We start from the raw sequence: 10513 nt of genomic DNA on the forward strand, positions 1-10513 counted from the left end.
GATCAGGAGGAAGAGCGCAGCCGCCTGACCCGCGAGGCACTGGCCGACGTGGACGCTGGCAAGGTCATCGACCACCAGACCGTGCAAGCCTGGGCCGATAGCCTCAGCACCGACGAACCGCTGCCGCTGCCGCGCTGAGGCACGCCGATTGACCAATCGGTAATACGCTACAAATTCCATTCACCGTTCCTTATACTGCCGTTCTAACCATTGGCAGTAACTTCCGTCCATGACCGCGCGCCACCATTCCGGGTGCTCCAGGTACCAGCGGATGGTCTGGCGGATGCCGGCGGGGAAGTCCACGGCCGGTTGAAAACCCAATTCGCGGGTGATTTTGGTGGCGTCGATGGCGTAGCGGCGGTCATGACCGGGCCGGTCGCGCACATGCTGGATCAGGTCGGCACTGTTGCGGCCCTGCGCCGCTGCTGACTGCGGGTAAGCCTGCAACCACCGGGGATCACTCGCGAAAAGTTCATCCATGATCTGACCGATCAGCAGGACAATGTCGATATTGGCCCATTCGTTGCAGCCGCCGATATTGTAGCTCTCCCCTTCCCGACCCTGGTCCAGAATCGCGGCGATGCCCCGGCAATGGTCTTCCACATAAAGCCAGTCGCGAATCTGACGACCGTCGCCGTAGAGTGGCAGGGGCTGGTTATGCAGGATATTCACGATGATGAGGGGAATCAGTTTTTCGGGAAAGTGATATGGCCCGTAGTTATTGGAGCAGTTGCTGGTGGTGGTACTGAGTCCGTAGGTGTGTTGATAGGCACGCACCAGATGGTCCGATCCCGCCTTACTGGCGGCGTAGGGGGAGTTGGGTGCGTAAGGGGTCTCTTCGCGGAAAGGCGGGTCCTGAGGACCGAGGGTACCGTAGACTTCATCCGTGGAGATGTGATGAAAACGGTGGGGAATACGACCCTGCGGACCATCCAGCCAGAGGCTTTTGGCCACCCGCAGCAGGTTATGGGTGCCGAGGATGTTGGTCTGGATGAAGGCGTCGGGGTCGTGGATGGAGCGATCCACATGGCTTTCGGCAGCGAAGTGGACGACGACGTTGAGCTGATGGTCGGTCATCAGCCGTTCGACAAGCGGGGCATCGTTGATGTCGCCCTGCACAAAGCGAAACCCGGCGTGCTGGCCCAGCCCTTCCAGGTTATGGCGATTGCCCGCATAGGTGAGGGCATCCAACGCCACCAGCGTGGTGCGCGGACGCTTGCGCAGCCAGTGGTGGCAGAAGTTGGCGCCGATAAAACCGGCAGCACCGGTGACCAGCAGGCGTTTGTCAATCATGGGATCAACGGCGACGGACATCGGGTGCTCCTTTTTGAATCAGGCTTCTTCGGGTTCAGCGAACATCTGCCGCAGTGCGGCCCGCCAGTGCGGCGCGGGACCCAGCGTGGCGTAGCTGCTGGACTTGTCGAGCACCGTGTAGGCCGCGCGCGGGGCGGGGGTGGGATACCCGCTCGTTGGGATCATCTCTATGGGGATGCTGCGCCGCAGGCGCCCCGCAGCCAGCGCCTCTTCCTGAATCGCTACGGCGAAATCATACCAGGAGGCCACTCCCGCGTCGGTCCAGTGCTGAATGCCCGTAAAATCCGGGTGGTCTATGGCGCTCCAGATCGCGCGGGCGAGCCCCGCGGCCCAGGTCGGGGTGCCGGCCTGATCACCCACGACCCGTAGCACGTCTCGCTCGGCCATGAGGCGCAGCATCGTTTTCACAAAGTTGCTGCCGTGGGCGCTATAAACCCAGGCGGTGCGCAGGATGAGGGCGGCATCGCCGAGGATTTCCCGTACCTGCTGTTCACCAGCGGCCTTACTGCCGCCATAAACACCGAGGGGAGCTACTGGCGCGCCGGGTGGATAGGGGGTGGATTGGGCACCATCGAAGACGAAGTCGGTGGAGATATGAATCAAGCGAGCGCCGCAGGACTGGGCGGCCAGGGCACAGTGGGCGGCACCATCACGGTTGATGGCATAGGCCATCCCGGCTTCGGATTCGGCCCGGTCCACGGCGGTGTAAGCGGCGGCATTGATGAGGTAGTCGGGCTGGAAACTTTCCACAGCCTCACGGACCTTGCCGGCATCACGAATATCCAAATCCTGGCGTCCCAGGGCATACAACTTGACTGAGGGCGGCTGGCTGCGTTGCAACTCCCAACCCACCTGGCCTTGCGCGCCCAGCAGCAGTACGCGATACCTATCGGATTCTCCGGCCACGGGCGTCATGGAAAGGCCTCACTCTTCAGCAAAGAAAGTCCGGCAGCATCCTTGCTGGCCAGCAAGGGTGGCTTATTGTCCAGCAACGGCCAGTCAATGGCGATATCCGGATCATTCCAGATCACGCAACGTTCTGCTTCCGGAGCGTAAAACTCCGTGGTTTTGTAGAGAAAGTCGGCCGACTCGCTGAGCACGTAAAAGCCGTGGGCAAAGCCGGGGGGCACCCAGAGCATCTGCTGATTTTCCGCGGAAAGGGTGGCACCCGCCCATTGCCCGAAATAGGGCGAGGAGCGGCGCAGATCCACGGCCACATCGAAGACCGCGCCAGCGACGACACGCACCAGTTTGCCCTGTGGCTGACGAATCTGGTAATGCAGCCCACGCAGCACGCCCTGCTGGGAGCGACTGTGATTATCCTGCACGAAGTCGATATCCAGTCCGGTCGCAGCGAAGGCGCGCCGGTTCCAGCTTTCCATGAAAAACCCCCTGGCGTCGCCGAACACCCTGGGGGTGATGAGGAGAACCTCCGGAATGGCGAGGGCTTCCACCTTCATCCCTGGCGTCCTTCGCTGAGAATGCGCAAAAGATAGTCGCCGTAGCCGCTTTTTTGCAGGGGGGCGGCGAGACGGCTGAGGGCTTCACCATCGATGTAGCCCATGCGGTAAGCGATTTCTTCGGGGCAGGCGACTTTAAGCCCCTGGCGTTCTTCCAGGGTGCGGATGAACTGACCGGCGTTGAGTAGATCAGCGTGGGTGCCGGTGTCGAGCCAGGCCGTGCCGCGACCAAGCACCTCCACCTGCAGGCGCTTTTCTTGCAGGTAGAGGCGGTTGAGGTCGGTAATCTCCAGCTCGCCCCGTGCCGAGGGGCGGATTTCCCGAGCCATCCTGCTGCCGTTGCCGTCATAGAAGTACAAGCCGGTCACCGCATAGGATGAGCGCGGAGTTTCCGGTTTTTCTTCGAGGCCGATAGCCTGGCCGTCGGCATTGAACTCGACGACGCCATAGGCGCGCGGGTTGGCGACATGGTAGGCAAAGATGGTGGCGCCGGTATCGCGGGTGTTGGCGGCTTGCAGCGTCGCGCTGATTTCGTGGCCGTAGAAAACATTGTCACCGAGCACCAGCGCGGAGGGGCTCCCCGCCAGGAATTCCTCGGCAATAAGCAGGGCCTGCGCCAGCCCTTCGGGGCGCGCTTGCTCGGCATACTGGAAAGACAGGCCCCATTGGCTCCCGTCCCCCAGCAACTGCTCGAAACGTGGCAAGTCGTTGGGCGTGGAGATGACCAGCATCTCCCGGATACCCGCCAGCATAAGGGTCGCCAGGGGGTAGTAGATGAGAGGCTTGTCATAGACCGGCATAAGCTGCTTGCTGACGGTCTGGGTCAGCGGATAGAGCCGGGTACCGGAGCCGCCAGCGAGGATGATCCCTTTACGACGCATTGCGCGGCCTCATTTTGTTACTATCGCGGGCATTGTATGTGGCCGGGCGCGCGGGGGCAAGATTGGTGATACCGGCCAGAAGCCCTCGAAGGCGATCAACTTTCTGAACTTATTATCGCCTTGAACTCCTCCGCTGTGAGAATCCTGGAAGCGCTCACCTTCCGCAGGGCGAGGAGATCTGCATCACCCGTCACCAATGCTGATGCTTGCGCCTGACAGGCCAGCACGAGGAATATCTGGTCGGCCGCGTCACGACAGACGGGCAGATTACTTGGCGGGTCTTGGATCGACACGGTTTCGGCGAAGGGAAGGAAATCGGCGAGCAATTCTTCCTGATCTGCACGGGAAAGCTTGAATTTCGGGTAGGCCAACACCCGCAGCAACTCCGTCACCGTTTCATGACAGACGATGGGCACGAGTCGCCCCCGTTGCCAGGCATCGCGCAGCCATGCTACCCGCCCCTGAGAAAACACCAGCGCCGACAAAACGATGTTCGTGTCCAGGACGACCCGTGGTACCGGCGCCATGCTCAATCCCTCTGACGAGCCCAACGGACGGCATCGGCTACGTCTTCCTCACCGATCCCCATAGCGGCGAGCTTTTCCCGCACCGCATCTGCTTTTTGCAACCGGACGGGAGTAAGGATGATGCGGCCGTCCTTGGCCTCTACCTCAAAGTATTGCGTTGACGCCACCTGCTGAATAGCCGCTTTGGGCAATGTAATCTGATTCTTGGATGTCATTTTGGCCAACATGTTGACCCCTCCGAAACAAGGAAGAAAGGAAACCAGGATACAATACCCCATATTGCCGGGGGCTACCAACTGCAATTAGGGTTGTCCCGGCTTGAGCGATAGCGCCTCAACGGCATAAGCTAGCCCCTCTTGTCCGGTCAACATACCAAGGAATCATCATGAACAGACAGGGTGGCCTGTCCACTGTAGACGTCCGCAACAGACCTGAGGCGGACAAGCAGCGCGGCCACGCGCTGGGCGCCGCCATGCTGGGGATGCTGCTGGATGGTTACGACCTCAGCATCATGGCCGTGGTCCTGCTCTCTTTGCACAGCACTTGGCATTTGCACGCGACCGAAACCGGTCTGCTCATGGCCATGGCGTTACTCGGGTCTCTGCTGGGCGGCCTGGTGGGCGGCGTATTCACTGACCGGTTCGGTCGCCGCAAGCTGCTCTTCCCCAATATATTTCTCTATGTCATCGGCGCCCTGGTCAGCGCTTTCAGCCCGGACGTCTCCATCCTTTTCCTGGGTCGCTTTCTGACCGGCCTGGCGATCGGCCTCGACTATCCGCTGGTAGCCACCATCGTTGCGGAATACAGTCCGTCCGCAAACCGGGGCAATCGTTTCGCCCGGGTAAACCTGGCCTGGTATGTCGGCGCTCTGCTGTCCACCGGTGTCGGCTGGGCCCTGTTGTTTACCGGCGACGCGTCCTGGCGCTGGATGCTGGGGAGCGCGGTCGTCCCCGCGCTTGCCCTGCTCTGGTTGCGGCGCGGCCTCCCGGAGTCGCCGCGCTGGCTGGCGCGCAACGGGCATGCCAGCGCGGCCCGTGAAGCCTTGGCCCGGCTGTATCCGGAGTGTACGCCCGCCGAACTCAGCACACAGTTGACGGCTTTTCAGGGGCATCGCCAGTCGTGGCGGGTGCTGCTGCGTAAAGTCTGGCTGCGCCGACTGGTGCTCAGCATTTTCCCCTGGTTCTGTCTGGATGTGGTGGGTCTGGGCATTGGTCTGTATTTTCCCCTGGTGTTGCGCAGCAACGGGTTAGCCAGCAGTGACGGGGCCGCCGCTGCCATCAATGCCGGCTTTCTGGTGATCTCCGCTCTGGGCATTCTCTATATTCTCTCCCGCCTCGACCGCTGGGGCCGGATTCCCCTGCAAAGTGCAGGATTTGGGCTGATGTCTCTCGGGCTGGGACTGTTCGCGCTGTGCTCCTGGAATGGCTGGATTGCCGGAATTTACGCGGGTGCTGCGGTCTATTCCCTGGGTGTGGGCATCGGTCCGGCGGTAACGGTTTTTGCGCTCGCCGTAGAAATTTTTCCGACGGAATTGCGTGCCAGCGCGGCCGGGTTGGCGACGGGGCTTTCCCGCCTGGGTGCCTTCATTTCTGCGGTGTTATTTCCGGTTTTTGAAAAACGCTGGGGGATTCCTTTGGTACTGGTGGTGATGGCCATGGTGGCCCTGCTGGGGATGCTCGCCACCCTGATCTATGGAGTGGAATCGCGACAGAAAAGCCTGGAAGACCTGGAACGCGTGGATGGACAGCTGTCAACACCCTGATTGGAGTGGTTTTCTACTCAAAGCTCCAGGTCCGCACGATGCGCAACGGGGTAGGCGGGGACTGCCAGATGGCGGGTAAAGCCGGAAAGGGCGCCGCCTCCCGAATGATCGTATCGACGGCATTTACCAGCACAATATTCTTCGATCCTTGCCGCATCTCGATCTGCATCAGTTGCCCGTCGGGGGCGATAGTGACGGCGACAACGACGCGTCCCTGCGGTAGGACAAGATGACCTGCCGCAAGGAGATGTTTCTGGGCCAGTGCCATGATTCGGCTTTCCCAGTCCTTCAGATAGGCATTCAACGCAACCGCCCGCGCTGCCGGCGAGGCCGCTGATGGCACGCTCTCCCGACGGACCGGAAGCATGCCGTCCGGGCGGCGCGGCGCGGGTACCACAGGCGAGGTAATCCGGGGACGGAGCGGGTTCGGCGTCAACGAAATTTCTACCAGCGAGCTGACCGGGTTTTTTACAGGCAGGGTTCCCGCCAGCCCTCCCAACAACACGAGCCAGACCAGCACGTTGATGACCACGGAGAGCAAGGCCCAGGGGAACAGGGTATCGAGGTCTTCCGCTCGCAAACGCAGGGCGCGCATCATACCGACCAGTGCGGCTGCCCCAAACCAACGTATCCGGAGCAGAACGTCCGATAGCGGCGCGAAAAATCCTATGGCTTCATTCCAGCCAGTCGGCTGCAGCGAGGGCATAATAGGTGATGATGGCATCGCTCCCGGCCCTTTTGATGCCCAGCAGCGATTCCAGGACGCTGCTCTGTAGATCCAGCCAACCAGCCCGGGCGGCGGCTTGCAGCATGCTGTATTCGCCAGACACCTGATACGCCAGCATCGGCAGGTCGCAGCGCTCGCGGAGGTCACGGATGATATCCAGATACGCCATGGCGGGCTTCACCATCACCATATCGCAGCCCTCCTGAATATCCAGTGTCATCTCGCGAAACGCCTCACGCCGATTGGCCGGATCCATCTGATAGCCTTTGCGGTCCCCGAACTGCGGCGCGCTGTCGGCCGCATCGCGGAAAGGGCCATAAAAAGCGCTGGCGTATTTGACCGCATAAGAAAGAATGCTGACCTGCGGATGCTGCGTAGCATCCAGCGCCTCGCGGATAGCCATCACCATGCCGTCCACCATGCCTGAAGGGGCGACGACATCCACCCCCGCTTCTGCATAAGAGATGGCCTGCCGCTGCAGGTTTTCCAGGGTGGCGTAATCGTCACGATCGCCGCCCGCATCCAGAACCCCGCAATGGCCGTGGGCGGTATATTCGCAAAAGCAGGCATCGGCAATGATCAGGAGTTGCGGGTATTCGGCGCGAATGGCGCGGATCGCCCGTTGTACCAGCCCCTCCGCCTCCCAGGAGGCAGAGCCGGTGGCATCCTTGCAATGATCTTCAACGACGCCGAACAGCAGCACCCCGGAGATGCCCCGCGCTGCGGCCTCCGCGCAGAGCTGTAGCGCCGAATCGATGCTGTGGCGGAAAACGCCGGGCATGGAGGAAATTTCCGTACGGACGCCATCGCCTTCCACCAGAAAGATCGGCAGGATGAAATCCGCCGCGCGCAGATGATGCTCACGCAACATCCGGCGCATGGCCGGATGGCGACGCAGGCGGCGGGGCTCGTGGCGGGACGACAGATTGAGCAGGTTCATGCAACGGGCTCCAGACCTTGTGCCCATACGGTCAGCGCCGTCAGCATACCAGCCGCACTGGCTTCCGGGGCAATCCAGGGGGCGGGCAGGCCGACCGTGGTGACGGCGTCGGCGGTAAGGGGGCTGATGGCGATAATGGGCGTGTTCTTCAGCCAGCGTTGACCCAGCCCCCCCACCATCTGATAGAAATTATTGAAGATCTCCGGGCTGGTCACGGTGACGGCATCCAGTTCGCCGCGCGCCCAGGCATGCAACAACGGCGTCGGGTTGGTGCCGGGCAACTGGCGTCGGTAGCAGAACACCTTGTCGATGACCGCCCCTCGCTCGCCCAGCGTCTTCTCCAGCAACTCCCGGCCCTGATCACCGGCAAACAGCGCGATGCGCTGTCCCTGCACGGCCACCAGCTCCGGACTTTCCAGCAAACCCTCGGAGCTGAACCTCTGGGGGACCAGCTCGACCTGCAGACCAAACTCACGCAGCGCCTTGGCGGTCTCCCGCCCCACCGCCGCAATACGCGGTCCCGCCGGCCAGGACAGGTTGCGGCTCTGCAAGCGGCTGAGAGCAAAAGCGACGGCGTTGCGGCTGGAAAAAATCACCCAGTCATACGCCACAAGCTGATGCAAAGCGTCATCCAGAGACTGCCAGTTCTCCGGCGCCTCGATCTGTACGGCGGGGAACAAAATGGCGCGCGCGCCTTGCGCCTGCAACAGGGTCAGCATCTCGTCGGCCTGCGCGCGCGGCCGGGTGACCACGATGCCTTTGCCTTGCAGTGCGGTGCTGTTCATGTGTTTCGGACATCCGCGATAATTTCTGCCGCCCCTTGCGCGACCAGCGCCGCAGCGACGGCCATGCCGAGGGCAACGGGGTCGCTGCCCTTCGCCTCGGCATGGAGCACCCGGCGGCCATCTGGAGTGGCAACCAGCCCACGCAGGAGCATCTGCGGCCCCTGCCATTGGGCCAGCGCTGCCACCGGCAGCCGGCAATCCCCGCCCAGCACCCGATTCATGCTGCGCTCTGCCAGCACGCAGTCGTGGGTATCGGCATCGGCCAGAGGAGCCAGCAGTTCCCGGGTCCGCCGGTCGTCGCTGCGCGCCTCAATGCCTATGGCCCCTTGCCCCACGGCAGGTAGAGAGCAGTCGATGTCCAGCAGATGGGTGATACGATCCGGCAAACCCAGGCGTTTAAGGCCCGCGGCGGCGAGGATGATCGCCTCATAATGGCCCTCATCCAGCTTGCGCAGGCGCGTAGCGACATTGCCGCGCAAGTCATCGACCCGCAGATGGGGGTAGCGCTCCAGTAATTGCGCCCGCCGCCGCAGGCTGGAACTTCCTACCCGAGCGCCCTCCGGCAGGGCATCAGGGTGTAGAAAGGCATTGCTGACGAAGGCATCCCGGACATCTTCCCGGGCCATGATGGCGACCATCTCCAGACCTTCAGGCTGTTGTGCAGGCACATCCTTCATGGAGTGCACGGCAATGTCCACCCGCTGCTGCTGCAGGGCATCCTCGATTTCCTTGACGAAGAGGCCTTTACCGCCCAGAGCATGCAGGGGCGCATCCAGAAGAATGTCGCCGCTGGTGGTCATGGTGATGATTTCGACCGTCATTCCCGGATGATGCCGCAACAGGGCGGCGCGGACATGCTCTGCCTGCCAGACGGCCAGCGGGCTGGCACGGGTACCAATGCGAAGATGGTGCGGCATATTTGGTCGGCGGCTCTAAGGATGATCGGGAGAAGAATAGGCTATTCACCTTAACAGCGCGGTTTTTCCTGTCAAGGGCGATTCGGCAAAACTCAGCGCGAAATGGGGGTCACCACCACCCTCTCGCGCAGTCGCTGCGCCATCTTGGGACCAACAACCGCAGCAAGGGAGGCCGGGCCGGGAAAGGGGCCGTGCGCCTCCCGGAAAGCGACCATCGCGGCGGCGCGTTTTTCGCCAATACCGTGCAGACAACGCAACTGGGCCACATCGGCGTGATTGATGTCGACGGGAGCCGGACAATCCTTAGCGGCGGCCAGCGCCCCACCGCTCGCGCATATCGTGCACAAGGCCGATAAAGGTAGCCACAGCCCCCTCCAGGACATTTTTAACAGACGCTTAACCCCGCAACACCGCGCGTATCTTATCCCCCATCGCCGCCAACTCCGCCGCCGGTGTATCTTTGGCATTGGCAAAATTCAGGTCGGGGATGGCATTCATGGGAATCAGGTGCACATGGGCATGCGGTACTTCCAGCCCCGCCACCATGACCCCGACCCGCTTGCAGCCGGTGACCTGCTCCAGCGCGGGCACTACGCGCCTGGCAAAGGGCAGGAGCCCGGCCAGGGTCTCGTCATCCAGCGTGAAAATATAATCATGCTCGATCTTGGGGATAACCAGGGTGTGCCCCGGCCGCACCGGGCGAATGTCGAGAAAGGCCAGATAACGATCATCTTCCAGCACTTTCTGCGCCGGAATTTCGCCGTTGATAATGCGGGTAAACAGGGTGCTCATGCGTCCTCCTTGAGGGTGGCCAAAACAGCTTCAGCGGCATCCAGGGTGGCCGCGATCTCGGCGTCGCCGTGGGCCGCCGAGAGGAAACCCGCCTCATAGGCACTGGGGGCGAGATACACCCCGCGCGCCAACAGGCCATGGAAAAAGCGGGCGTAGCGTTTACTGTCGGCGGCCATCACCGCATCAAAACCGCGCACCGGCTGTTCCGCGAAGAACCAGCCGAACATGGCCGGCACCTGATTGATCTGCATGGGCACGCCCGCGGCTTCCGCCCGCTCGGCCAAGCCCTTGCAGAGCGCTGCCGTCTGCGCCGCCAGGCGCTCATGGAAACCCGGCACCGTCAGCAGCCGCAAGGTCGTCAGGCCGGCGGCCATGGCCACCGGATTACCGGACAGGGTCCCCGCCTGA

The 10513-nt window shown here is 62.2% G+C and carries 14 protein-coding genes; 1 reads left to right on the forward strand and 13 read right to left on the reverse strand.

Features of this window, described 5'->3' with window-relative positions:
- Positions 1-180 precede the first annotated feature (180 nt).
- From rfbB to Q0C48_RS00050, 6 genes are all read right to left on the reverse strand, one after another.
- Positions 181-1314, reverse strand: a complete 1134-nt coding sequence (gene rfbB / locus Q0C48_RS00025; protein ID WP_291520401.1) for a dTDP-glucose 4,6-dehydratase — start codon at positions 1312-1314, stop codon at positions 181-183.
- Between the two features lie 18 nt (positions 1315-1332).
- Complete coding sequence (gene rfbD, locus Q0C48_RS00030) at positions 1333-2229, reverse strand: dTDP-4-dehydrorhamnose reductase (protein WP_291520403.1); 897 nt, start codon at positions 2227-2229, stop codon at positions 1333-1335.
- Positions 2226-2774 carry a dTDP-4-dehydrorhamnose 3,5-epimerase gene (gene rfbC, locus Q0C48_RS00035; RefSeq protein ID WP_291520404.1) on the reverse strand — a complete coding sequence of 183 codons (549 nt, stop codon included), beginning with the start codon at positions 2772-2774 and terminating at the stop codon, positions 2226-2228. Before rfbC ends, rfbD begins: the two co-directional genes overlap by 4 nt.
- Positions 2771-3655: a glucose-1-phosphate thymidylyltransferase RfbA gene (gene rfbA, locus Q0C48_RS00040; protein ID WP_291520406.1), complete on the reverse strand. Its 885-nt coding sequence runs from the start codon at positions 3653-3655 to the stop codon at positions 2771-2773. The genes rfbC and rfbA overlap by 4 nt, the downstream gene beginning before the upstream one ends.
- A 95-nt stretch (positions 3656-3750) precedes the next feature.
- Positions 3751-4182: a putative toxin-antitoxin system toxin component, PIN family gene (locus tag Q0C48_RS00045; protein WP_291520409.1), complete on the reverse strand. Its 432-nt coding sequence runs from the start codon at positions 4180-4182 to the stop codon at positions 3751-3753.
- 2 nt (positions 4183-4184) lie between these two features.
- Positions 4185-4409, reverse strand: coding sequence for an AbrB/MazE/SpoVT family DNA-binding domain-containing protein (locus tag Q0C48_RS00050; protein ID WP_291520411.1), 225 nt, complete (start codon positions 4407-4409; stop codon positions 4185-4187).
- 158 nt (positions 4410-4567) lie between these two features.
- On the opposite strand from Q0C48_RS00050, the gene Q0C48_RS00055 reads away from it, so the two are divergent.
- A complete protein-coding gene (locus Q0C48_RS00055) occupies positions 4568-5944 on the forward strand; it encodes an MFS transporter (protein ID WP_291520412.1) in 1377 nt (458 codons plus the stop codon).
- Positions 5945-5957: 13 nt separating this feature from the next.
- On the opposite strand, the gene Q0C48_RS00060 is transcribed toward Q0C48_RS00055, so the two are convergent.
- The 7 genes from Q0C48_RS00060 to Q0C48_RS00090 form a co-directional block, all read right to left on the reverse strand.
- Positions 5958-6668 (reverse strand): TonB C-terminal domain-containing protein, encoded by a 711-nt coding sequence (locus Q0C48_RS00060; RefSeq protein WP_291520413.1) that lies wholly within the window; start codon positions 6666-6668, stop codon positions 5958-5960.
- Positions 6619-7611 (reverse strand): porphobilinogen synthase, encoded by a 993-nt coding sequence (gene hemB / locus Q0C48_RS00065; RefSeq protein ID WP_291520415.1) that lies wholly within the window; start codon positions 7609-7611, stop codon positions 6619-6621. Before hemB ends, Q0C48_RS00060 begins: the two co-directional genes overlap by 50 nt.
- Positions 7608-8396 carry a uroporphyrinogen-III synthase gene (locus Q0C48_RS00070; protein WP_291520417.1) on the reverse strand — a complete coding sequence of 263 codons (789 nt, stop codon included), beginning with the start codon at positions 8394-8396 and terminating at the stop codon, positions 7608-7610. The genes hemB and Q0C48_RS00070 overlap by 4 nt, the downstream gene beginning before the upstream one ends.
- Positions 8393-9313, reverse strand: coding sequence for a hydroxymethylbilane synthase (hemC, locus tag Q0C48_RS00075; protein ID WP_291520419.1), 921 nt, complete (start codon positions 9311-9313; stop codon positions 8393-8395). The genes Q0C48_RS00070 and hemC overlap by 4 nt, the downstream gene beginning before the upstream one ends.
- Positions 9314-9405: 92 nt before the next feature.
- Positions 9406-9696 carry a helix-hairpin-helix domain-containing protein gene (locus Q0C48_RS00080; protein ID WP_291520422.1) on the reverse strand — a complete coding sequence of 97 codons (291 nt, stop codon included), beginning with the start codon at positions 9694-9696 and terminating at the stop codon, positions 9406-9408.
- 13 nt (positions 9697-9709) lie between these two features.
- Positions 9710-10105 carry an HIT family protein gene (locus Q0C48_RS00085; RefSeq protein WP_291520424.1) on the reverse strand — a complete coding sequence of 132 codons (396 nt, stop codon included), beginning with the start codon at positions 10103-10105 and terminating at the stop codon, positions 9710-9712.
- The coding region (locus Q0C48_RS00090; RefSeq protein WP_291520426.1) for an aminotransferase class III-fold pyridoxal phosphate-dependent enzyme at positions 10102-10513 on the reverse strand (412 nt) is incomplete at its 5' end. The genes Q0C48_RS00090 and Q0C48_RS00085, both read right to left, overlap by 4 nt.

It is taken from the genome of Acidithiobacillus sp., from assembly GCF_023255755.1.
Classification (GTDB): domain Bacteria; phylum Pseudomonadota; class Gammaproteobacteria; order Acidithiobacillales; family Acidithiobacillaceae; genus Acidithiobacillus.

Bases quoted from the DNA above. Each gene is read 5' to 3' on its own strand.
- rfbB (WP_291520401.1), bottom strand. From the start codon at position 1,314: ATGTCCGTCGCCGTTGATCCCATGATTGACAAACGCCTGCTGGTCACC.
- rfbD (WP_291520403.1), bottom strand. From the start codon at position 2,229: ATGACGCCCGTGGCCGGAGAATCCGATAGGTATCGCGTACTGCTGCTG.
- rfbC (WP_291520404.1), bottom strand. From the start codon at position 2,774: ATGAAGGTGGAAGCCCTCGCCATTCCGGAGGTTCTCCTCATCACCCCC.
- rfbA (WP_291520406.1), bottom strand. From the start codon at position 3,655: ATGCGTCGTAAAGGGATCATCCTCGCTGGCGGCTCCGGTACCCGGCTC.
- Q0C48_RS00045 (WP_291520409.1), bottom strand. From the start codon at position 4,182: ATGGCGCCGGTACCACGGGTCGTCCTGGACACGAACATCGTTTTGTCG.
- Q0C48_RS00050 (WP_291520411.1), bottom strand. From the start codon at position 4,409: ATGTTGGCCAAAATGACATCCAAGAATCAGATTACATTGCCCAAAGCG.
- Q0C48_RS00055 (WP_291520412.1), top strand. From the start codon at position 4,568: ATGAACAGACAGGGTGGCCTGTCCACTGTAGACGTCCGCAACAGACCT.
- Q0C48_RS00060 (WP_291520413.1), bottom strand. From the start codon at position 6,668: ATGCCATCATCACCTATTATGCCCTCGCTGCAGCCGACTGGCTGGAAT.
- hemB (WP_291520415.1), bottom strand. From the start codon at position 7,611: ATGAACCTGCTCAATCTGTCGTCCCGCCACGAGCCCCGCCGCCTGCGT.
- Q0C48_RS00070 (WP_291520417.1), bottom strand. From the start codon at position 8,396: ATGAACAGCACCGCACTGCAAGGCAAAGGCATCGTGGTCACCCGGCCG.
- hemC (WP_291520419.1), bottom strand. From the start codon at position 9,313: ATGCCGCACCATCTTCGCATTGGTACCCGTGCCAGCCCGCTGGCCGTC.
- Q0C48_RS00080 (WP_291520422.1), bottom strand. From the start codon at position 9,696: ATGTCCTGGAGGGGGCTGTGGCTACCTTTATCGGCCTTGTGCACGATA.
- Q0C48_RS00085 (WP_291520424.1), bottom strand. From the start codon at position 10,105: ATGAGCACCCTGTTTACCCGCATTATCAACGGCGAAATTCCGGCGCAG.